This window comes from Pimelobacter simplex, assembly GCF_024662235.1.
GTDB lineage: Bacteria > Actinomycetota > Actinomycetes > Propionibacteriales > Nocardioidaceae > Nocardioides.
The window spans coordinates 4,281,150-4,302,063 of record NZ_CP096276.1 but is presented as its reverse complement, the minus strand read 5'-3'; the positions used below and the strand labels follow the sequence as shown (position 1 = coordinate 4,302,063).

The window sequence follows — 20,914 nt, the reverse complement described above, 5'->3', positions numbered from 1 at the left end:
GTCAGCCTTCCATCCGGATCACGCGGGCGTGGAGCACGTGCCGCTGCTGGAGGGCCGCCCGCAGCGCGCGGTGCAGCCCGTCCTCGAGGTAGTAGTCGCCCTGCCACAGCACCACGTGGGCGAACAGGTCGCCGAAGAAGGTCGAGTCCTCGTCGAGGAGCGACGAGAGCTGGAGCGTGTCCTTGGTGGTGACGAGCTGGTCGAGACGGATCTGGCGCGGCGGCACGGCAGCCCACCCCTTGGAGGTGAGGCCGTGGTCGGGATAGGGACGACCGTCCCCGACGCGCTTGAAGATCACGGCTTCGGAGTCTACGGGTCGGGTGCAGACAGGCGCCGGTGGCATGTTCGGTCTTCACGGAATCTCCTAGAGTTCCGCACATGACCCAGGAGCAGACGCCCACTCCCGACGCAGCACCTGAGACCGCACCCGCCGCCGCGCCCGAGACCGCACCGGCCGCCGCGCCCGAGACCGCGCCGGCCGCCGCGCCTGAGACCGCGCCTGAGACCGCGCCCGCGAGCACCAACCCGATCGAGCAGGCGATCGCGCCCGGCTACGCCTTCGAGGGCCCGGCCCTCGAGCTCGGCGGGCTGATGGCCGGTCCCGACGAGCTGACCGGCAGCACCATCCGGATCCCGCTCGCGATGCTCAACCGGCACGGCCTGGTGGCCGGCGCCACCGGTACCGGCAAGACCAAGACCCTCCAGCTGCTCGCCGAGCAGCTCAGCGCGGCCGGCGTCCCGGTCTTCGCGGCCGACATCAAGGGCGACCTGTCCGGCCTGGCGACCGCCGGCGAGGCCAACGACAAGCTGCTGGCCCGTACCAAGTCGGTGGGCCAGGAGTGGACGGCGACCGGCTTCCCGGTGGAGTACTACGCGCTGGGCGGCCAGGGGATCGGCATCCCGATCCGGGTGACCGTGACGTCCTTCGGGCCGATCCTGCTGAGCCGGGTGCTGGGGCTCAACGACACCCAGGAGTCCAGCCTGGGCCTGGTCTTCCACTACGCCGACAAGCAGGGCCTGCCGCTGCTCGACCTGTCCGACCTGCGCGCCGTCGTCCAGCACCTGACCAGCGACGAGGGCAAGGCCGACCTCAAGGAGCTCGGCGGGCTCTCGTCGGCGACCGCGGGCGTGATCCTGCGCGAGCTGATCGGGTTCGCCGACCAGGGCGCCGAGGCGTTCTTCGGTGAGCCCGAGTTCGACTCCGCCGACCTGCTCCAGCAGGCGGCCGACGGGCGCGGGCTGATCAACCTCGTCGAGCTGCCGAACCTCCAGGACCGCCCGGCGATCTTCTCGACGTTCCTGATGTGGCTCCTCGCCGACCTCTTCCACGACCTGCCCGAGGTGGGCGACGTGGACCAGCCCAAGCTGGTGTTCTTCTTCGACGAGGCGCACCTGCTGTTCAAGGACGCCTCCAAGCCGTTCCTCGAGTCGATCGCCCAGACGGTGCGGCTCATCCGGTCCAAGGGGGTCGGCGTCTTCTTCGTGACGCAGAGCCCGACCGACGTACCGGACGACGTCCTGGCCCAGCTCGGCTCGCGGATCCAGCACCAGCTCCGCGCCCACACGCCCAACGACGCCAAGGCGCTCAAGGCGACCGTCAACACCTACCCCAAGAGCGCGTACGCCGACCTCGGCGAGGTGATCACCACGCTCGGCATCGGCGAGGCGATCGTGACCGTCATGGGCGAGAAGGGCGCGCCGACGCCCGTCGCCTGGACCCGGCTGCGCGCGCCCGAGTCGCTGATGGCGCCCAGCACCACCGCGTCGATGGAGGCCACGGTCAAGGCCAGCCCCCGGGCCACCAAGTACGCCGACGTGATCGACCGCGAGTCGGCCCGTGAGATCCTCGCCAAGAAGCTCGAGGACGGCGCCAAGGCGGCCGAGGCGGCCGAGGCGGCCAAGTCCGCGCCGGCCGGCAAGAGCACGGGCAAGTCCGCGCCCAAGGCCAAGAAGGACGACGGCGGCGGGGCCGGCGAGATCGTCAAGGACGTCGTGAAGTCCTCGGCCTTCAAGCAGTTCATGCGCACCGCGGCGGCCGAGATCGCGCGCGGCATGTTCGGTACGGCGCGCCGCCGCCGCTGACGCACCACCGCCGGCCCGGCTCGTGCGTGACGAGCCGGACCGGCGATCGGGGGAAGTGGACGGTGGGTCGGTCAGGCAGCCAGGTGGTCAGCCAGCCAGGTGGTCAGGCGGTCCAGCGCAGGGAGTCGTCGACGAAGTCGGCGAGCGGGTGCACGCCGCGCAGGTCGCCGCGCTCCTCCATCAGGCGGGACAGGCCGGCCGCGTGCCGGTTGCGGAGCGCGGCACGACGGGCGACGGTGCGGTCCTCGGGGTTCAGCTCCTCGATGTTGTTCATGTCGTCCAGCCTGCGCGGCGCAGGTTTCTGCGCGGCCGCTCGACGGTTACGAGTCGGTGACCTGGGCTGTGATCGCCACTACATCCCCGAGCGGCCTGCCCCCAGGCGGGCGAGCTCGTCGTGCGCCGCGACCATGGCCGGGCCGTACCAGGTCAGCAGCCGGCCCGACACCAGCTCGGTCGGCACCCGGGTGAACGCCTCGGGCCCGTCCTCGGCGGTGAACACGTAGGGCTCGTCGGGCAGCAGCACCAGGTCGACGTCGTCGCGGTCCAGCGCGGCGAGCTCGACGTGGGGGTAGCGCTCGGCGCCGTCGTCGAAGGCGTTGGTCCAGCCGAGCCGGCGCAGCAGGTCGCCGGTGTAGGTGCGCGGGCCGACCACCATCCACGGGTCCCGCCAGATCGGTACGACGACCCGCCCGCGGCTCGGCGGCAGCGGCCGGTCCCAGCGCTCACGGGCCTGGCGCAGCCAGTCCGGGTGGGCGTGGGCCAGCGGGCCGTCGTACAGGCGGTCGAGGGAGGTGAGCGCCTGCGGCACCGTCTCGATGTCGGTCACCCACACCGCGACCCCCGACTCGCGCAGGCGGCGGACGTCGAGCTCGCGGTTCTCCTCCTTGTTGGCCACGACCAGGTCGGGGGCGAGCGCGCGGATCGCGGCGAGGTCCGGGTTCTTGGTGCCCCGCACGCGTCGTACGTCGAGGTCGGCGGGGTGGGTGCACCAGTCGGTCGCGCCGACCAGGCGCTCGGGGACGTCGCGGGCGAGGGCCTCGGTGATCGACGGGACGAGGGAGACGATCCGGGCTGCCGGGGCGGTCAGGGGGACCGCGTCGCCCAGGTCGTCGACGGGGGTCGCAGGGGTGCCGCTCACCGGTTCAGGCTAGGTCACGGGCCGGGGCGGGGCTGACGGTCGCTGCCTGCGGCATAGTCCGTTCGTACCACTCCCTTCGGACCAGTTCCCTCTAGCCAGCGCGCAGTTCTTTACGCAAGGATCGGCGTCGACCCCGTGATCCGGCCGCATGGGAAGCCGTCAGGCTCGGCCGGATCGCTGCTGGGGGAGAGAAAGGGTCGTCATGCTCCGTCTTCGACTTCTGTGCGCCGTCGGGACCGCCGCCGTGGCCACCGCGGCGCTCGCGCCGGTGGTCAGCAGCGCCCCGCCGGCCGTCGTACCGGTGACCTTTGCGGCGGCCCCGGCCACGACCAAGGCGCCCACGTGCGGAGGCGAGCGCCCGGTCAAGACGGGCGGCGGCCGCTACACCTGCTCGTTCGACGACGACTTCAACGGGACCGCGCTCGACATGACCAAGTGGGTGGTCCAGGAGACCGCCGTCACCGGGATCAGCGCGCTCGGCAAGGGCTGCTACGTCAACAACCCCAACAACGTCCGGGTCAGCGGCGGGCAGCTCCTGCTGACCTCGCGCAAGGAGTCGTCGTACTTCCAGTGCCAGAGCCCGTTCGGCACGTACACGACCGAGCGCACGGCCGCCACGATCGGCAGCTACGGGCTGTTCAACCAGACCTACGGCCGCTTCGAGTTCCGCGCCAAGATGCCGGCGACGACGATCACCGGCATCCACTCCGCGCTCTGGCTCTACCCCCAGAAGCACACCTACGGCGGCTGGCCGAACTCCGGCGAGGTCGACGTCGCCGAGTGGTTCAGCGCCGACGCCTCCCGGGTCTACCCGTCGGTGCACTACGCCGGCGAGGACACCCGCCTGAGCACCGGCTACAACTGCCGGATACTGGCGACCTCCCAGTTCCACCGCTACGCGGTGGAGTGGACGCCGACCTCGATGCGCTTCCTCTACGACAACCGGGTCTGCTACACCCACACCTGGACCCCGGCCTCGCCCCTCACCGCCCCGCAGCCCTTCGACCAGCCGTTCTACGTCGTCCTGACCCAGGTCTTCGGCGGCGCCTGGAACGCCATCACCGCCCAGACCCCCACCTCGGCGACGATGACCGTCGACTGGGTCCGCGTCTGGAAGTAGCCCACCCCCCGCCGAAGGGGCACGAACCGGCGGGCGAAGGAGCGAGAACCGGCGGCCGAGGGCGCACGAAGCGGCAGGCCGGGGCGGAAGCGTGCTCCCTCGAGCGCCGGAACGTGCCCCTTCGCCGGGGTGGGGGATCAGCGGAGGGCGAGGGAGCCCGAGGTGACCGGGGCCCAGGGGAGGTCGGCGTGCTCGGCGATGCGCTGGTCGAGGCCCTTGGCGATGTCCTCGGGCCAGGCCGCGGTCTTGCGGTCCTCGAGGCGGACGCAGAGGAAGATCTCCTCGAAGACGCACGCGACGCGGCCGTTGGTGTCGTCGAGGACGTAGACCTGGGCGTGGGCGGCGCGCTCGGCGCGGCCGAGGAGGCGGACCCGGACGGACATCTCGTCGCCGGTGCGCAGCTCGTGCAGGTAGGTCAGGTGGTGCTCGGCGGACAGGCAGGCGAAGCCGGTGAGGACCGGCCAGTTGAACGGGATGCCGAGGTCGTAGAGCGACTCGTCGAGGCCCTCGCTGCCGATGCCGAGGTAGTGGCGCACGTTGAGGAAGCCGTTGCTGTCCTCGAAGGCGCTGGGGACCGGCTGGACCGCGAAGGCGGGCAGCGGGGCGAGCTGGTCGTACGTCGGCTGCGTGCTCATACCCCGGACCCTAGCGAGTCCGTCCGGGGATTGGCTGGCGGGCGACACGCAGGCGTACCCTGGACGGAGTAGTTCCCATCCGTGGGTGCATCTACCTCGCGCCGGAGCAAGACCGGCGGTCCAAGGCGGCACCGTTCCACCCCTTGGAGTCGAGGTCATGAGCGATCACGCGCCTTCTCTGGTCCGGGCCACCGGTCCGTCGTACTTCCCGATCGCGCTCGTGGCGCGGCTGCCCTACGCGATGATGGTCGTCGGGGTGCTCACCCTGGTGGTCGCCGGTCGCGACTCGCTGGCCTTCGGTGGCCTCAACTCGGCGCTGGTCGGGCTGGGTGCGGCGTGCGTGGGTCCGCTGCTGGGGGCTGCGGCCGATCGCTACGGGCAGCGGCGGGTGCTGCTGGCGAGCGGCGTCGCGTCGGCGTCGGCGCTGGCGCTCATGGCGTGGGTGGTCTACAGCCCGCTGCCGGGCGTCGCGGTGCTGGCGGTGGCGTTCCTGGTCGGGGCGAGCGCGCCGCAGATCGCGCCGATGTCGCGCAGCCGGCTGGTCCAGATCATCGGCTCCAAGATCGCGCCGGGACGTCGTTCGCGCACGTTCGACGCGACCATGGCGTACGAGTCGGCGGCCGACGAGATCGTCTTCATCGTGGGCCCGTTCGTCGTCGGCATCCTCGGTACGACGCTCGACCCGTGGGCCCCCGTCGCCGGTGCGGCAGTGCTGACCCTGGTGTTCGTCTCGGCGTTCGCGCTGCACCCGTCCGCCGCCCTCGCGGCCGGCCACGGCGAGCAGGCGATCGTCCCCGCGCCCGTGCGCGAGCTGACCCGGCCGGCGCTGCTGGCCGTGGTGGCGGGCATCTTCGGCGTGGGGCTGTTCTTCGGCTCGATGCTGACCTCGCTCACGTCGTTCATGGCCGACCACGGCAGTGCCGCCTCCGCCGGCCTCGTGTACGGCGTCATGGGCATCGGCTCCGCGTCGCTGGCGCTGGGCGTGGCGCTGTTCCCGTCGTCCTTCTCGCTGCGTGCGCGGTGGCTGGTGTTCGCGCTGACCATGCTGGCCGGTGCGCTGCTGCTGCCGCTGGCGTCGTCGGTGCTCGGGATGTGCCTGGTGCTGCTGGTGATCGGCTGCGGCATCGGCCCGACGATGGTCACCCAGTACAGCCTCGGCGCGGTCCGCAGCCCGATCGGGCGCTCGGCGACCGTGATGACGATCCTCGGCTCGGCCGTGATCGTCGGGCAGTCCACCGCCTCGGCGGTCACCGGCGGTCTGGCGGACCGGTTCGGCACCGACGCCGCGCTGGTCGTGCCGATCGTCGCGGCCGCGGTCGTCGTCCTGGCGGGTGTCGCCAACTGGGTGCTCGCGCCGGTCGAGCCCGCCGCAACCCCGGAGGGCCACGACGAGCTCGACCAGCAGGGCGTCCTGGTCGCCTGAGGCGTCCGCCTCAGAACAGGTCGGGGACCGTCCAGCCGTCGAGGTCGTACTCGGCGAGGAACTCGTCCGCGAAGCCCTTCATCGCGGCCACGTGCCCGCGGTTCTGGGCGGCGAAGAGCAGCTCGGCCTTCACGTTCTCGTGGTTGCCCGAGTAGTTGCGCTCGTACAGCTCGTGGCGCCCGCCGAACTCGGAGCCGATGGAGTCCCACAGCGCCTTCATCACCTTGACCCGGTCGACGGCGGTGATGCCGTTGGAGCCGCGGACGTACTTGTCGAGGTACGGGCGCACCTCGGGCGACTTGAAGTCGGCGGCACCCGAGGGGAGGTAGATCAGGCCGGAGGCGACGTCCTGCTCGATGATCTCCTTGACCCGCGGGTAGCCGTGGATCATGAACATCCGGTAGGTCAGGCCGTACTCCAGCTTCGGGATGACGGCGTCGCCGACCCACGGCTCGGGGTCGCGGGCCATCGACTCGGTGAGCGACCAGAAGAGGTTGCGCCAGCCGATGACCTCGCCGACGCGGGTCTGGACGCCGCGGAAGTCGCCGGAGCCGGTGGCGTCGAGGGCCTTCATCAGCAGGCCGGCGATGAAGTCGAGCTTGACCGCGAGGCGGGTGCAGCCCTGGAAGGTGAAGCGGGGCAGGAAGCCGGACTGCGGGAAGAACGCGTTGATCCGGTCGACGTCGCCGTACATGAAGACGTTCTCCCAGGGCACGAGCACCTTGTCGAAGACGAAGATGGTGTCGTTCTCGTCCATCCGGCTCGAGAGCGGGTAGTCGAAGGGCTCGCCGTTCTTGGCCGCCTGCTCCGTGTACGACGAGCGGCAGATCAGCTTGATGCCCGGCGCGTCCATGGGCACGGTGCAGATGAGCGCGAACTGCTTCTTGCGGATCGGCAGGCCGTAGTGGGCGATGAAGTTGTAGTTGGTGATCGCCGAGCCGGTGGCGACGACCTTGGCGCCGGAGACGACGAGGCCGGCGTCGGTCTCCTTCTCGACCTTCATGTAGACGTCGCCGACCTCGTCGGGCGGCAGGTTGCGGTCGACCGGCGGGTTGATGATCGCGTGGTTCCAGTAGAGGACCTTCTCCTGGGACTCGCGGTACCAGCGCTCGGCGTTGTCCTGGAACGGCGCGTAGAGCTCCTTGTTGGCGTGGAGCGTGCCGAGGAAGGACGCCTTGTAGTCGGGGCTGCGGCCCATCCAGCCCCACGTCATCTTGGCCCAGCGGGCGATCGCGTCGCGCTCCTTGAGCAGGTCCGCCGAGGAGGTCGGGGTCTTGAAGAAGGGCATGGTGACGCCGCCGTTGCCGGTGTCGGTGGGCACCGTGAGCTCGTCGACGTGGGGGCCGGTGTGGAGGGCGTCGTACAGGCGGGCGGTCATCCGGACCGGGTTGCGGAACGCCGGGTGCGTGGTGACGTCCTTGACTCGCTCGCCGTGGAGGTAGATCTCGCGGCCGTCGCGGAGGCTCTCGATGTACTCGTCCCCGGTCATCGGCCGGGACGCGAAGTTGGTCTGCTGGTTGGCGGGGGCGTTCGCGGCCGGGTTGACGGTCGGCGGACCGTCGCCGGCGGCGGTCTCGGGGGCGAGGGTGTCGGTCATCGGGTTCTCCTCAGTAGTGGGTGTCGGCCGGCACGGGTGCGCCGAACCATCCGGTGTGGGGGTCGTCCTGGCAGCCGAGCCAGATGACGTCGGACGAGCGGTCGCCGAGGTGGTGGAACGAGCTGTCGCTGAACAGCAGCGGACGCCGGCCGGTGCTGTGGACCTCGACGATCTCGCCGAGGAAGAGCAGGTGGTCGCCCCCGTCGTCGGTACGCCAGGGGCGGCACACGAGGGTGGCGGCGGTGCCGCGCAGGGTGGGGGCGGTGCTGCCGGCGGCCCAGGGGAGCGGGTCCGGGCTAGGCCGGCCGGCGAAGTGCATCGCGACGTCGACCTGGTCGTCGGCGAGGACGTTGACCGCGAAGGCGGCGCCGTCGAGGAAGGCCGCCGCCTTGGAGGTGCGGGTGAGCGCGACCTGGACGAGCGGCGGGTCGAGCGAGATGGGCGTGAACGCGGTGACGGTCGCGCCGTGGTGGGCTCCGTCCGGCGTACGGCAGGTGACGACGGTGACGCCGGTGGCGAAGCGGCCGAACGTCGAGCGCAGGGTCCGCGGGTCCATGGGTCCTCCTCGGTTCGGATGATCAGGGGGCGAGTGGACCGGGACGCTAGGCCGGTACGACGCCTGCGGCGATCCGCTGCGCGAAGGGGCTGTCCGGAATGCGCACCGGGTTGGGCCGAGTGCGTTTTGCGGATGATCCGGGCTCGGTAGTGTGAGGGGCGTCACTGAGGGGGTGAGGTGCGACATGACGGGCACCTTGACCGCGTCGTCCGAGCAGCTCGGCGACTTCTCCGACGCCGTCGCGCGGGCGTACTTCCCCCACGACCTCGTCGTGAAGCGGCGTCCGGCCGGTCCGGCCGACCTGCGCGCGGTCGACCTCGGCCCGGTCCGGCTGGCCCGGATCGGCTGGGGCTCCGAGGTCGCCGTCGAGTCCGACCACCCCGGCGCCTGGGCGATCAACGTGCCGCGCAGCGGCGTCCTCGAGGCCCAGGTGGGCGGCCACCACGTGCTCTCCCTCGACGGCCAGGCGACGGTGTGCCCGCCGGACGAGCAGACCCGGATGACCCGGTGGTCGGCCGACTGCTCGATCGTCGGCATGCGGATCGACCGCGGCTACCTCGCCGACGAGGTGACCGCGCTCGTCGGGCTGCCGACCGACCGGCTGCCGGCCCAGGTGGACCTGCGCACCGAGTCGGGCCGGGCCTGGATCGGGCTGCTGGCCTCGATCGGCACCGAGGTGCTGCGCAACCCCACGCTGGCCCGCGACGAGCGGGTCGGACGCCGCCTGGCCGGCACGCTCACGGCGTCGTTCGTGGCCGCGTGCTTCCCCGAGGAGCCGGGCTGCGGGACGGTCCGCCCGCGGATCGTGTCCCGCGTGGTCGAGGCGATGGAGGCCGACCCGGCCCGCGACTGGACCGCGGCCGAGCTCGCCCGGGAGGCCGGGGTCGGCATCCGCCGGCTCCAGCAGGGCTTCCAGCGCTACCTCGGCCGCACCCCGAGCCAGCAGCTGCTGCTCATCCGCCTCGAGCGGGTCCACGCCGACCTGCTCGGCGGGGGCGCGACGAGCGTCGCCGAGGCCGCCAACCAGTGGGGCTTCAGCCACCTGGGCCGGTTCGCCGGCGCCTACCGCGACCGCTACGGCGTCGCGCCCTCGGTCACCCTGCGCGCGCGCTGAGGTTCGCTGGGCGGCACCCACCCTTGTCCCGCCCGTACGGCGGCCGGAGGCTGCCGCCATGGAGCTCGAGGGCAGGCGCGTGCTGGTCGTGGGTGGGGCGTCGGGGATCGGTGCCGGGGTGGTGGCGGTCGCCCGCCGCGAGGGGGCCGAGGTGCTGGTCGCCGACCGGACCGCGGGCGCCGACGCCGTGGTCGACGTGACCGACGCGGGGTCCTGCGGGCGGCTGGCGGACGTCGTACGGGCGCGTTGGGGCGGGCTCGACGGGCTGGTGCTCACCGCCGGCGCGGCCCACATGCAGCGCGTCAGCAAGGTCGACGCCGAGACGTGGCAGCGGCTCCTCGCGGTCAACGTCGTGGGCGCGAGCAACCTGGTGACCGCGCTGCTGCCGCTGCTCGGCGCGGACGCGTCTGTGGTCACCGTCGCGTCGTCCACGGCGCACCGCAGCTATCCGGGGATGGGCGCCTACGCCGCCTCCAAGGCCGCCCTGGTGCGGTGGAGCCTGGTCTGCGCGCGCGAGCTCGCCGGCCGCAGGATCCGGGTCAACTGCGTCAGCCCGGGGCCGGTGGACACCCCGATGCTGCGCGGTGACGCCCCGCCGGGCGTGCCCGCCGACGACTTCGTCGCGATGGTCGGCCGGCTCACCGCGCTGGGCCGGGTGGGCCGACCCGGCGAGGTCGCCGAGCCGATCGCGTTCCTGCTCTCGGCCCGCGCCTCGTTCGTCACCGGCACGGTGGTGCACGTCGACGGCGGCGAGACGGCGTACGACGGGCCGGGCGCCGACCTGCACTGAGCCACCCGCGCGGCTCAGGTGGCGTGCCGGCGCAGCAGGTACTGCCAGGCGTGCTCCCGGTTGGCGGGCCCCCAGACCCGGTCCCGCTTGGCGCGGGCCTCGGCCGCGTCCGAGCTGGCCGGGGCGCGGCCGCCCGCAGCGGCCAGGACCGCGAGCTGCACCCGGCAGGCCTCCTCGAGGACGACGGCGCGGAGCACCGCCTCGCCCAGCGTGGCCCCCACGGTGACGACCCCGTGGTTGACCAGGAAGGCCGCCTCGGTGCCGGCCAGCGACGCAGCCACGGCGGCGCCGAGCTCGGGGGAGACGATGAGGTCGCCGGTCCGGTCGAAGCGGCCGACGGGCCGGTCCGCGAACAGGGTCGCCGCGTGCGAGAGCGGCAGCAGGTCGACGCCGAGGGTGGCGAAGGCGACGGCGGCCGCGGGGTGCACGTGGGCCACCGCGGCGAGGTCGTCGCGCGCGGCCAGCACCTCGGTGTGGATCGGGTACTCCAGGTGCCGCGGCCCGTCGCCGGCGAGCACCGTGCCGTCCCAGCCCACCAGCAGCACGTCGCCGGCGCCCACCTCGGACAGGCCGATGCCGTTGCGCTTCATCCACACCCCGCGGCCCGCGGGGTCGCGCAGTGAGACGTGCCCCCAGACGTAGTCGTCGCCGACCTCGCGGCCGAGGACCCGGCCGGCGACCGCGACCTCCTCGCGCAGGGCGGCGGGGTCGGGGTCAGGGGCGGGGCGGGCGTTCGGCACGGGGGCTCCTCGGGGCAGGACGGGAGGGATGCCGCCGATCGCATCACCACGCCGAGGTGACCGGAACCACAAAGTTCCGTGATGCGGAACCTCTTGGCGAGATTCGCCCGATCTCGGCACCGTCGGTACCGCGACGCGGAACTCTCCGTTGGAGACGACCGGCCCGCATCGGCACGCTCCCCCCACGACGTGATGGACGCCACAGGAGGAGAGAACGTGGACTATCGAGCGGGAACCGATGTGGGTGGCACCTTCACCGATGCGGTGCTGATCGGCGCGGACGGGTCGCTGCACGTGCAGAAGTCGCCGACCACGCCCGAGGACCGGACCCGGGGCGTGCTCGACGCGCTCGCCGTGGCCGCGCCCCACGGCGACCTGGCCAGGCTGATGCAGCAGATCGGCTACTTCGCGCACGGGACGACGGCCGCGACCAACGCCTTCATCGAGCGCCAGGGCGCGCCGACGGCGCTGCTGACCACACGCGGCTTCGCCGACATCCTGCGCCTCCAGCGCTCGATGGCGAGCTGGACCGGGCTGACCGTCGCCGAGGGATCGCACTACTCGCAGCGCTCGCTCCCGGTGCCGATCATCGAGGCGGACCAGGTCGGCGAGGTCAACGAGCGCGTCGACTACACCGGCACCGTGATCGTGCCGCTCGACGAGGAGCGGACCCGCGCCACCATCCGCGCGTACGCCGACGCGGGCGTCACCGCCTTCGCCGTCAGCCTGCTCTGGTCGTTCCGCAACGACGCCCACGAGCAGCGGGTGCGCGAGCTCATCCGCGAGGAGGCACCGGGGGCCTACGTCACCCTGTCCTCCGAGCTGATCCCGGTGCTGGGCGAGTACGAGCGGACGTCGACCACGGTGATCAACGCCTACCTGGGCCCGGTCATCCACGACTACGTCTCCCGGCTCGACGCGGCCGTCCAGGCCGCGGGCCTGCGTGACACCGCGACGATCCTGGATTCCGCGGGCGGCGTGCTGACCGCGGCCGAGGCGGCCGAGCGCTCCGCCGGCCTGCTCACCTCCGGACCGGCCGGCGGCGTGCTCGCCTCGGCCAAGCTGGCCCGCCGGATGGGCCTGGACAAGGTCGTCACGACCGACATGGGCGGCACGAGCTTCGACGTCGGCATGGTGCTCGACGGCGAGCCCGTGCTCGAGGCGAGCCGCTCGGTGGGCCGCTACCACGTGGCGCTGACCAGCATCCGGGTCGAGGCGATCGGCGCCGGCGGCGGCTCCATCGCCCGGGTCCGCGACGGCCACCTCAGCGTCGGCCCCGAGAGCGCTGGCGCCCAGCCCGGGCCGGCCTGCTACCGCCGCGGCGGCACGCTGCCGACCGTCACCGACGCCGACGTCGTGCTCGGCGTCATCGACCCCGACTACTTCCTCGGCGGCCGGATGCCGCTCGACCGGGCCCTCGCCGAGCAGGCGATCGAGGAGCACGTCGCCCGCCCCCTCGGCCTCAGCGTGCTCAAGGCGGCGGCCGGCATCCGCGAGGTCGCCGACAACCAGATGGCTGACGTGCTGCGGAGCACGACGCTGCGGGCCGGCTACGACCCGCGTGAGTTCGCGCTGTTCGCGTTCGGCGGGGCCGGTCCGGTCCACGCCTACCGCTTCGCCGCGACCGCGGGCATCGGGCACGTCGTCGTACCGAGCACGGCGACGGCGCACTCCGCGCTCGGCTGCGCGCTGGCCGACCGGCGGCGCTCCTTCTCGGCCGCCTTCGGCCGGCACACGCCCGCCGGCTTCGAGCACCTGGCCGACCACGTCGAGCCCGGCCTGCTCGGCGAGGCCGTCGGCCGGCTCGAGGGCCGGGCCCGGACGGCGCTCGGTGACGACGTCGAGATCAGCCGGTACGTCGGCATGCGCTTCCGCCTCCAGGTCCACGAGCTCTACGTGCCGATCGGCGCCGACGACTTCACGCCCGCGGGCCTCGACGCGCTCGTCGAGCGCTTCCAGGAGCAGTACGAGGGCATCTACGGCGCGGGCACCGCGCTCAAGGGCTCCGGCGTGGAGGTGACGACGGTCCGGGTCGACGGGATGATCCCGACCCCGGACGTCGCCTGGCGCCGGCCCGACTGGGAGAGCGCGGACACCGTCCGGACCCGCGAGGTCTACTTCTTCGAGGCCGGCGGCGCGGTGAGCACCCCGATCTACCTGGCCGGCCAGGTGCCCCTCGACGAGGAGATCGCCGGCCCGGCGATCGTCGAGTACCCCGGCACGACCGCCGTGGTCGGCCCCGGCCAGACCTTCCTCATGCACGCCTCCGGCGACCTCTCGATCCACATCCCCACCGACCCGAGCGCCGAGGAGGCCGCCCGATGAGCGCCCTGCAGCAGACCGACGTCGACCCGATCACCTTCGAGGTCATCCGGCACCGCCTGGAGTCCATCAACACCGAGCAGGCGGTCGCCCTCAAGGCCGTCTCCGGCTCGCCGATCGTCAGCGAGGCCGACGACTTCAACGTCGGTCTCTACCGCGCCGACGGCCAGCTGGTCGCGATGGGCCGCACGGTGATCTACCACGCCTCGTCGATGTCGGAGATGGTCAAGCACGTCATCGCCGACTGCGCCGAGGACCCGGGCATCAACGAGGGCGACTGCTTCGTGCTCAACAGCCCCCACAAGGGCGCGCTCCACGCCCCCGACATCGGCATCCTGCAGCCGATCTTCCACGACGGGCGGCTCGTCGCCTGGGCCGGCGCGTGCAGCCACCAGCTCGACATCGGCGGCATGGAGCACGGCGGCTTCATGCCCCAGGCCCGCGACATCTACCAGGAGGGCCTCCAGATCCCGCCGGTCAAGCTGGTCGACGGCGGCAAGGTGCGCACCGACGTCTGGTCGATGATCACCGGGATGAGCCGGCTGCCCGACGCGCTCAGCCTCAACCTGCGCGGCCTGATCGCCGCCAACCGGGTCGGTACGACGGAGCTCGGCAAGCTCGTCGCCCGCTACGGCCTCGACACCGTCCTGTCGGTGATGGACCGCCTGCTCGACCTGAGCGAGGCGCGGGTGCGCGAGCGGCTGCGCGAGCTGCCCGACGGCGTCTTCCGGGCGCGCTCGTACCTCGACCACGACGGCCACACCAACACGCTGCACCGGGTCAACCTCGAGCTGACCAAGACCGGCGACGCGCTGCGCTTCGACTTCACCGGCACCGATCCCGAGGCCCACGGCTTCGTCAACTGCACCCGCACCGGCCTGCTCGCGGGCGTCTACGCCGGGGTGCTGCCGCTGCTGGCCTTCGACATCCCCTGGAACTCCGGGGCGCTGCGGGCGATCGAGATCGTCTGCCCCGACCGCACGCTGCTGACCTCGCTCCCGCCCGCCGCGTGCAGCCAGGGCCCGCTCGGCGGCATCTGGATGGCCGAGATGACCACGACCGAGGCCGTGTCCAAGCTGATGGCCACGCACCCGACCTATATCGACGAGGCGCAGGCCTCGCCGGCCGGCGGCACCGACCTGTTCTGCCCCAACGGCATCGACCAGTACGGCGACTACTCGGGCTGGATCGTGCTCGACGCCATGCAGACCGGCGGCGGCGCCTACGCCCACCGCGACGGGCTGAGCCCCCAGGGGCACCGCTGCATCAGCCACTGCCAGGTGCCCAACGTCGAGGCCCAGGAGATGATCATGCCGCTGCTGTGGCTCTACCGGCGGCTGCTGCCCGACTCGGGCGGACCCGGGCGTCAGCGCGGTGGGCAGAGCGCGTCGGCGGCGATGACGCTGCACCACGCGCACTGGCTGCGCGCGGCGGTCGGCGGGCACGGCTTCGAGGTGCCGACGGCGTCGGGCATCTTCGGCGGCTACCCGGCGCGCTGCAACGCGCGGGTCGTCGTACGGGGGAGCGACTTCTGGTCCCACGTCGAGGGCGGTGAGGTGCCGCTCGAGATGGACCGCCTGGCCGGCACGGTCGAGGAGACCGAGGCCAAGACCGCCGACTTCATGCTCCAGGCCGGCGACGTCTTCTTCTGGTTCCCCCAGGCCGGCGGTGGCTGGGGCGACCCGATCGAGCGCGACCCCGCCGACGTCCAGGCCGACCTCGCCCAGGAGGTCATCAGCGCGGAGACCGCCACCCAGATCTACGGCGTGGTGCTTGCCGGCGGCCGGGTCGACGAGGAGCGCACCCGGACCCGTCGTGACGAGGTGCGCGCCCTGCGCCGCGCCTGGCCACGGGCCAAGGAGGGGCCGGTCGCCGCCGCGGGTGAGCCGCGCCCGACGCTCGCGCTGCTCGGTGACGCGCTGCGGATCGAGGGCACGGTCGACGACGCCGTGGTGGCCTGCCGGTGCGGGCACGCGCTGGCGCCCGCCGCCGAGAGCTGGAAGGAGTACGCCGGCGTGCTGGCGATCGACGCTCCCGAGCTCGGCACCGAGATCCGGCTGCACCGCGACCTGCGCTCGCAGATGTACGCCTGCCCGGCCTGCGGCCGGCTCCTCGAGATCGAGACCTCCCGCCCCGACGACCCGCCGCTGGTCGGCGCCGAGGTCGACCTGACCACCGTCGGCGTGCTGACCGAGGCGTTCGCGGCCCGCGCGTAGCGACAGAGAACGGAGACAACGAGCATGTTCGCCCAGGATGTGATGGACCAGCTGATCCGGACCGGCCCGCAGGACCCCTGCGGCCGGCTCATGAGGCGCTACTGGCAGCCCGTCGCGCTGTCGGAGGAGGTCGACAACAAGGCGCCGCTGCCGCTGACGATCCTCGGTGAGGACTACGTCGTCTTCCGCAACGCGGACGGCGTACCGGGGCTGATGGCGCGGCTCTGCGCCCACCGCGGCGCGGACCTGAGCTACGGCGTGTGCGAGCCCGAGGGCCTGCGCTGCCTCTACCACGGCTGGAAGTACGACGTGACCGGCCAGTGCGTCGAGCAGCCGCCCGAGCCCGAGGGTCGCGGCTTCGCCGACCGGATCAGGCTGCACGCGCCGCCGGTCGTCGAGCGGGCCGGGCTGCTGTTCGCCTACCTCGGCGAGGGTGAGCCGCCGGAGTTCCCCGACTACGAGTTCCTCCGCTACGGCGAGGAGAACACCTTCGTGACCAAGGTGTTCCACGAGTGCAACCACCTGCAGGCCAACGAGGGCAACCTCGACCAGTCGCACCTCGGCTTCCTCCACGTCTTCTACCCCGAGGAGACCCACAGCCACCAGGAGCTCGAGAAGAGCGCGCCGGGCGGGTCCAAGAACGCCGTCGAGCTGATCAACGAGGACAAGGCGCCCGAGATGGAGGTGGAGTACACCGACTACGGGTTCACCGAGTTCACCACCCGGAAGGCGCCCGAAGGCAGGTACCTCAAGATCCAGTCCTTCCTGCTGCCCAACGTCGCGGTCTTCCCGGGGGCGGTCCAGGGCATCGGTGGCCACCAGGTGCACTGGCACGTTCCGGTCGACGACGAGAACCACTGGAAGTTCGTGCTGGTCTTCCGCCGCGACGAGGCGGTCGACAAGGCGCGCCTGGCCAAGGCGCTCGTCGGCGTCGACGAGCTGCTGCCGGGCTACCGGATGAAGCGCACCCGCGCCAACCACCATCTGCAGAACCGGCCGCAGATGGCCAGTGCGCTGCCGACCAACGGGCTCGGGCTGGGCTTCGAGATCCACGACGCCGTGATCTGCGAGTCCGGCGGCGCCATCCAGGACCGGCTCCAGGAGAACCTCGGCTACAGCGACCGGTCGGTCATCGCGCTGCGCCGCTCGATGCTCGACGCGATCAAGCGGATCGACGCCGGTGAGCCGGCGCCCGGAACGGTGCACCGGCCCGAGGACAACGGCTTCCCCGAGATCAACGTGATCGCCCAGGTCATCGCCGAGGGCGAGGACCCGCGCCGGATCGCGGCCGAGGTCGCCGACCGGCGCCGGGTCGAGGAAGCCGCCCGTGGGTGAGCTCGTCGCCCGCGCGCTGATCGCGCTGCTGTTCGTGGTCAACGGTGCCGCGACGGCTCGCGACCCGGAGCCGCGCCGCGCCAAGGCGGCGTGGTTCGGCAACCCGCCGCTGCTCGCCGTCCGGGCCAACGGCATCGCGATGGTGCTGCTCGGTCTGGTCCTCGTCACCGGCTGGCAGCGCACCTGGGTGGCCTCCGCCCTGATCGTGCTGCTCGCGCTGACGACCGTCGGCGGCCACGCCTTCTGGCGGGCCGCCGACGGCGCCGAGCGCAGCCGCGAGCTCACCCAGCTCATCAAGAACACCGCCGTCCTGGGCGGCCTGCTGCTGCTCGCCCTGCCCTGACCCACCCGGCCACGAGGGTGGCCCACCAAGAGGAACGAGAGAGATGTCCAACCTGACCAAGGCGATGGTGTCCTCGCACGCCTACGCGTTCTTGACCCCTGACGACTGGGACCGCCGGCGCCAGGCCACCCGGCGCAACTACGAGCGGCTCAACGGCGTACCGGCGCCGGACGAGCAGCCCGAGGCGCTCGCCGAGACCCTGGCCGACAACCTGGTCCGGCACGCGCCGATCAAGGCCGGCTTCGAGGCGCTGCGGGAGTCCGTGCGCGCCGACCGGCCCGACGTCCTCGTGCTCGTCGGCGACGACCAGGACGAGAACTTCACCGACCCGCTGCGTCCGCAGTTCGCGGTCTACACGGGTGCGGAGTTCACGATCACGGGCGAGTCCGGCGACCCGGTCACCTACCGCTCCGACCAGGAGCTCTCGCGCCGGATCCTCGAGACCTGCGTCGCGGCCGACGTCGACATGGCCTGGACCGAGGGCTTCGCGGACGGACGGCTGCGCGACCACGCCCACTACGAGCCGTTGCGCTACCTGGACCCCGAGGGCGAGACCACCGTCGTGCTGGTCTTCCTCAACTCGATCCACCACCCGGGGCCCAACCCGAGCCGCTGCTACCGCGTGGGCCAGCTGATCCGCGAGGCCATCGAGTCCTACGCCCCCGACCGCAAGGTGATGCTCTACTCCTCGGGCGGCTTCTCGCACTTCACCGCCGGCTACCCGTGGAAGCACTACGAGGGTCCGTTCACGCTGGGCTCGATCAGCGCCGACTTCGACCGCCAGGTCGTCGCGGACCTCCGGGCCGGCCAGGGCTCGCGCCTGGCTGAGCTCACCTCGGACGACCTGCTGGCCAACGGCCAGGTCGAGCTGCGCCAGACCGTCGTCCTGGCCGGCGCGGTCGGCGACGGCGTCGAGCCGGACTTCCTGGAGTACGAGCCGTTCTACCGTGCGGTGCTCGGCATGGCCGTGGGCCAGTGGACGCTGTCGTGAGCGCGGCCCCGGGCTGGAGCAGCCGCTTCGTGCGGCTCGCCGACGGCCGGCGTACCCACTACCTCGAGGCGGGCGAAGGAACGCCGGTCGTGCTGCTCCACGGCGGTGGACCGGGCGCGGCCGCCCGGTTCTCCTGGCCCGCCACGATCCCGGCGCTCGCCGAGCGCTACCGGGTGCTGGCGCCCGACCTCTACGGCTACGGCTGGTCCGACCGGCCCAAGGGCGCGGACTTCTCCCACGAGGCGCACGCGCGCCAGCTGCGCGACTTCGTCGACACCCTGTGCGGTGAGGCGGTCGGCCTGGTCGGCAATTCCGCCGGCGCGTACGTCGCCACGAAGTTCGCGCTCGACAACCCCGACCAGGTCCTCGGCCTGTTCACGCTCTCGTCGGGCACGGTCGCCTACGCGATGGGGATCGCGAACCCCGACCACCTGCCGGCCCGCCAGGCACTGAAGGCCTTCGACGGCACCGAGGCGCCACTGCGCGCCTTCCTCGAGGGTCTGCTGCACACCCCGCCCAGCGACGAGCTGGTCAAGGCCCGGGTCAAGATCGCCGCCGAGCCGGCCGCGATGGACGCCTGGCGCTCGATGGGCGCCTACCAGCGCCGGCTCGCCACGGACCCGAACCTGTGGCAGCGGTTCTCGCTCCGGGGCCGCCTGGAGACGGCGACCTTCCCGCAGCACGTGCTGTGGGGCCTCGACGACAAGTTCGCGCCGATCAGCCAGGCGCGCGAGCTCGCCGCGATGCTGCCGCACGCGGTCTACGAGGAGCTCGAGGACTGCGGGCACCAGTGCCAGAACGACCGCCCGGACGCCGTCAACGAGAGGATCCTGGCGTTCTTCGACCGGGTCGTCGCGGGCGGGACGGTCGCGGCCGCGCCGTGACCTCCCCCGACGGTGCCGACACCTACCTGGACCGGCTGTTCGTCCTGCTCGACGCCTTCGGGCACGACCAGGACAGCCTGACCCTGGGCGAGCTGGTGACCCGGACCGGGTTGCCCAAGACGACGGTCTACCGGCTCGCCCAGGCGCTGGTCCGGCACCGGGTGCTGGAGCACGCCGACCGCGCGTACCAGCTCGGGCCGCGGCTCTTCGAGCTCGGCGAGCTGGTGCCGCGGGTGCGGGTCATCCGGCGCCAGATCAAGCCGTTCCTGCGGATCCTGCGCGACCAGTCCCAGGGCACCGTCGCGCTCGGCATGCTCGACGGCGAGGAGGTCCTCTACCTGCTGGAGGCCTCGACCGACGTCCACGCCGAGAACCCGCTGCGCGACGGCCAGCGGATCCCCGTGCACTGCACGGCGATGGGCAAGGCGATCCTCGCGTTCTCCCCGCCCAGCCTGGTCGAGCGGATCGTCGCCGCCCGGCTGCCGCGCTACACCCCGCAGACGATCGTCGACCCACGCAAGCTGCGCGCCGAGCTCAGCCTGATCCGGGCCCAGGGCTATGCCACCGAGATGGAGGAGCACCGGCTCAGCCACTACGCGATCGCCGCGCCCGTGCTCGACCCCCTAGGCCGCGTGGTCGCGGCGATGACGGTCGAGCGCGAGAACGCCCCCCGTGAGTTCACCCGCCACGTGCGCGAGCTCCGCCTGCTCGCCCACAACGCATCGGTCGCGCTGGCGCAACGGCGCCGGCCGCGACCCTGACCCAGAGAGAAACAGATCCATGCGCATCGCCCACCACGAGGACCGTGCGGTCCTCGTCAGCCCCGACGGTACGACGGCCGCCGACCTGGCCACCGCCAGCGCCGGGCTCTTCGACGCCGACCTCGCGCTGCTCTACCCGCGCTGGCCCGAGCTCGTCGCCTGGTACGACGAGTGGGAGCCCGTGTGGGACGTCCCCGTGCGCCGCGAGGCGCTCGGCTGCCCGTCGCCGCGGCCCCGCCAGATCTTCGCGATCGGGCTCAACTACGCGGCGCACGCCGACGAGACCGGCCTCGGCCGGCCCGAGGGACTGCCGCCGGTCTTCACCAAGTTCGCGAGCAGCCTGACCGGCGCGGACGTCGTCGTCGACCTGCCCGAGGGCGACATCGACTGGGAGGTCGAGGTGGTCGCCATCCTCGGCTACGGCGGCCGGGACCTGACCAAGGCCGACGCCTGGTCGGCCGTGGCCGGTCTCAGCGTCGGCCAGGACCTGTCCGAGCGGGCCCGGCAGCTCGCCGGACCCGCTCCGCAGTTCAGCCTCTGGAAGTCGTTCGCCGGCTTCGCGCCCGTCGGCCCGTGGCTGGTGACGCCCGACGAGCTCGTCAACCCCGACGACCTGCGGCTCAGCTGCACGGTCAACGACGAGGTCGTCCAGGACGGCCGGACCCGGCACCTGATCTCGAGCATCCCGAGCACGATCGCCGAGCTTTCGCGTGTGGTCGAGCTCTACCCGGGCGACGTGATCTTCACCGGCACGCCCGACGGCGTCGGCATGGGCCGGACGCCTCCGCGCTACCTCGCCGCGGGCGACGTCCTGGCGTCGCGGGTCGAGGGGATCGGCGAGATCCGCCAGGTCCTGCGCTGATCCTT

At 72.4% G+C, this 20,914-nt stretch carries 20 protein-coding genes; 13 read left to right on the top strand and 7 right to left on the bottom strand.

From position 1 onward, the window contains the following. Window position 1: 1 nt before the first annotated feature. Complete coding sequence (locus M0M48_RS21135; RefSeq protein ID WP_215812644.1) at window positions 2-298, bottom strand: type II toxin-antitoxin system VapB family antitoxin; 297 nt, start codon at window positions 296-298, stop codon at window positions 2-4. Window positions 299-378: 80 nt separating this feature from the next. On the opposite strand from M0M48_RS21135, the gene M0M48_RS21130 reads away from it, so the two are divergent. Further along, complete coding sequence (locus M0M48_RS21130; protein ID WP_257752634.1) at window positions 379-2,082, top strand: DUF853 domain-containing protein; 1,704 nt, start codon at window positions 379-381, stop codon at window positions 2,080-2,082. A gap of 103 nt (window positions 2,083-2,185) precedes the next feature. Here M0M48_RS21130 and M0M48_RS21125 read toward each other — a convergent pair whose 3' ends face one another. Both M0M48_RS21125 and M0M48_RS21120 read right to left on the bottom strand, forming a co-directional pair. Next, the gene (locus M0M48_RS21125; protein WP_215812646.1) at window positions 2,186-2,356 is read right to left on the bottom strand and encodes a hypothetical protein; all 171 of its coding nucleotides are present in this window, start codon (window positions 2,354-2,356) and stop codon (window positions 2,186-2,188) included. A gap of 78 nt (window positions 2,357-2,434) precedes the next feature. Beyond that, the gene (locus M0M48_RS21120) at window positions 2,435-3,220 is read right to left on the bottom strand and encodes a helical backbone metal receptor (RefSeq protein ID WP_257752633.1); all 786 of its coding nucleotides are present in this window, start codon (window positions 3,218-3,220) and stop codon (window positions 2,435-2,437) included. Between the two features lie 202 nt (window positions 3,221-3,422). On the opposite strand from M0M48_RS21120, the gene M0M48_RS21115 reads away from it, so the two are divergent. Next, window positions 3,423-4,340 carry a glycoside hydrolase family 16 protein gene (locus tag M0M48_RS21115; RefSeq protein ID WP_257752632.1) on the top strand — a complete coding sequence of 306 codons (918 nt, stop codon included), beginning with the start codon at window positions 3,423-3,425 and terminating at the stop codon, window positions 4,338-4,340. Between the two features lie 137 nt (window positions 4,341-4,477). Here M0M48_RS21115 and M0M48_RS21110 read toward each other — a convergent pair whose 3' ends face one another. Beyond that, on the bottom strand, window positions 4,478-4,975 hold the full coding sequence (locus tag M0M48_RS21110; protein ID WP_257752631.1) for a thioesterase family protein: 498 nt from the start codon (window positions 4,973-4,975) through the stop codon (window positions 4,478-4,480). Between the two features lie 157 nt (window positions 4,976-5,132). Here M0M48_RS21110 and M0M48_RS21105 point away from each other — a divergent pair, with 157 nt between their 5' ends. After that, window positions 5,133-6,398 carry an MFS transporter gene (locus M0M48_RS21105; RefSeq protein ID WP_257752630.1) on the top strand — a complete coding sequence of 422 codons (1,266 nt, stop codon included), beginning with the start codon at window positions 5,133-5,135 and terminating at the stop codon, window positions 6,396-6,398. A gap of 10 nt (window positions 6,399-6,408) precedes the next feature. On the opposite strand, the gene M0M48_RS21100 is transcribed toward M0M48_RS21105, so the two are convergent. Beyond that, the gene (locus tag M0M48_RS21100) at window positions 6,409-7,995 is read right to left on the bottom strand and encodes a 4-hydroxyphenylacetate 3-hydroxylase family protein (RefSeq protein ID WP_215812652.1); all 1,587 of its coding nucleotides are present in this window, start codon (window positions 7,993-7,995) and stop codon (window positions 6,409-6,411) included. Between the two features lie 10 nt (window positions 7,996-8,005). Continuing rightward, entirely contained in the window at window positions 8,006-8,551 is a 546-nt protein-coding gene (locus M0M48_RS21095; RefSeq protein ID WP_215812653.1) for a flavin reductase family protein, read from the bottom strand. 184 nt (window positions 8,552-8,735) lie between these two features. Here M0M48_RS21095 and M0M48_RS21090 point away from each other — a divergent pair, with 184 nt between their 5' ends. Then, the gene (locus M0M48_RS21090) at window positions 8,736-9,665 is read left to right on the top strand and encodes an AraC family transcriptional regulator (RefSeq protein ID WP_215812654.1); all 930 of its coding nucleotides are present in this window, start codon (window positions 8,736-8,738) and stop codon (window positions 9,663-9,665) included. Window positions 9,666-9,723: 58 nt separating this feature from the next. Next, window positions 9,724-10,455: an SDR family NAD(P)-dependent oxidoreductase gene (locus M0M48_RS21085; RefSeq protein ID WP_257752629.1), complete on the top strand. Its 732-nt coding sequence runs from the start codon at window positions 9,724-9,726 to the stop codon at window positions 10,453-10,455. A 14-nt stretch (window positions 10,456-10,469) separates the two neighbouring features. On the opposite strand, the gene M0M48_RS21080 is transcribed toward M0M48_RS21085, so the two are convergent. Continuing rightward, window positions 10,470-11,195, bottom strand: coding sequence for a class II aldolase/adducin family protein (locus tag M0M48_RS21080; RefSeq protein WP_257752628.1), 726 nt, complete (start codon window positions 11,193-11,195; stop codon window positions 10,470-10,472). 216 nt (window positions 11,196-11,411) lie between these two features. Between M0M48_RS21080 and M0M48_RS21075 the strand changes: the two genes are divergently transcribed. Genes M0M48_RS21075 through M0M48_RS21040 form a run of 8 tightly spaced genes read left to right on the top strand, consistent with a single transcriptional unit; the run spans window position 11,412 to window position 20,909 of the window. After that, window positions 11,412-13,520 carry a hydantoinase/oxoprolinase family protein gene (locus M0M48_RS21075; RefSeq protein WP_257752627.1) on the top strand — a complete coding sequence of 703 codons (2,109 nt, stop codon included), beginning with the start codon at window positions 11,412-11,414 and terminating at the stop codon, window positions 13,518-13,520. Further along, window positions 13,517-15,733 carry a hydantoinase B/oxoprolinase family protein gene (locus M0M48_RS21070; RefSeq protein WP_257752626.1) on the top strand — a complete coding sequence of 739 codons (2,217 nt, stop codon included), beginning with the start codon at window positions 13,517-13,519 and terminating at the stop codon, window positions 15,731-15,733. Before M0M48_RS21075 ends, M0M48_RS21070 begins: the two co-directional genes overlap by 4 nt. A 24-nt stretch (window positions 15,734-15,757) precedes the next feature. Further along, on the top strand, window positions 15,758-17,068 hold the full coding sequence (locus M0M48_RS21065; RefSeq protein ID WP_257752625.1) for a Rieske 2Fe-2S domain-containing protein: 1,311 nt from the start codon (window positions 15,758-15,760) through the stop codon (window positions 17,066-17,068). After that, complete coding sequence (locus tag M0M48_RS21060) at window positions 17,061-17,411, top strand: DoxX family membrane protein (protein WP_257752624.1); 351 nt, start codon at window positions 17,061-17,063, stop codon at window positions 17,409-17,411. The genes M0M48_RS21065 and M0M48_RS21060 overlap by 8 nt, the downstream gene beginning before the upstream one ends. Window positions 17,412-17,454: 43 nt before the next feature. Next, a complete protein-coding gene (locus M0M48_RS21055) occupies window positions 17,455-18,402 on the top strand; it encodes a DODA-type extradiol aromatic ring-opening family dioxygenase (protein WP_215812661.1) in 948 nt (315 codons plus the stop codon). Next, window positions 18,399-19,286, top strand: coding sequence for an alpha/beta fold hydrolase (locus tag M0M48_RS21050; RefSeq protein WP_257752623.1), 888 nt, complete (start codon window positions 18,399-18,401; stop codon window positions 19,284-19,286). The genes M0M48_RS21055 and M0M48_RS21050 overlap by 4 nt, the downstream gene beginning before the upstream one ends. Further along, window positions 19,283-20,047: an IclR family transcriptional regulator gene (locus tag M0M48_RS21045; RefSeq protein WP_257752622.1), complete on the top strand. Its 765-nt coding sequence runs from the start codon at window positions 19,283-19,285 to the stop codon at window positions 20,045-20,047. The genes M0M48_RS21050 and M0M48_RS21045 overlap by 4 nt, the downstream gene beginning before the upstream one ends. A 19-nt stretch (window positions 20,048-20,066) precedes the next feature. Then, window positions 20,067-20,909, top strand: coding sequence for a fumarylacetoacetate hydrolase family protein (locus tag M0M48_RS21040; protein ID WP_257752621.1), 843 nt, complete (start codon window positions 20,067-20,069; stop codon window positions 20,907-20,909). Window positions 20,910-20,914 lie beyond the last annotated feature (5 nt).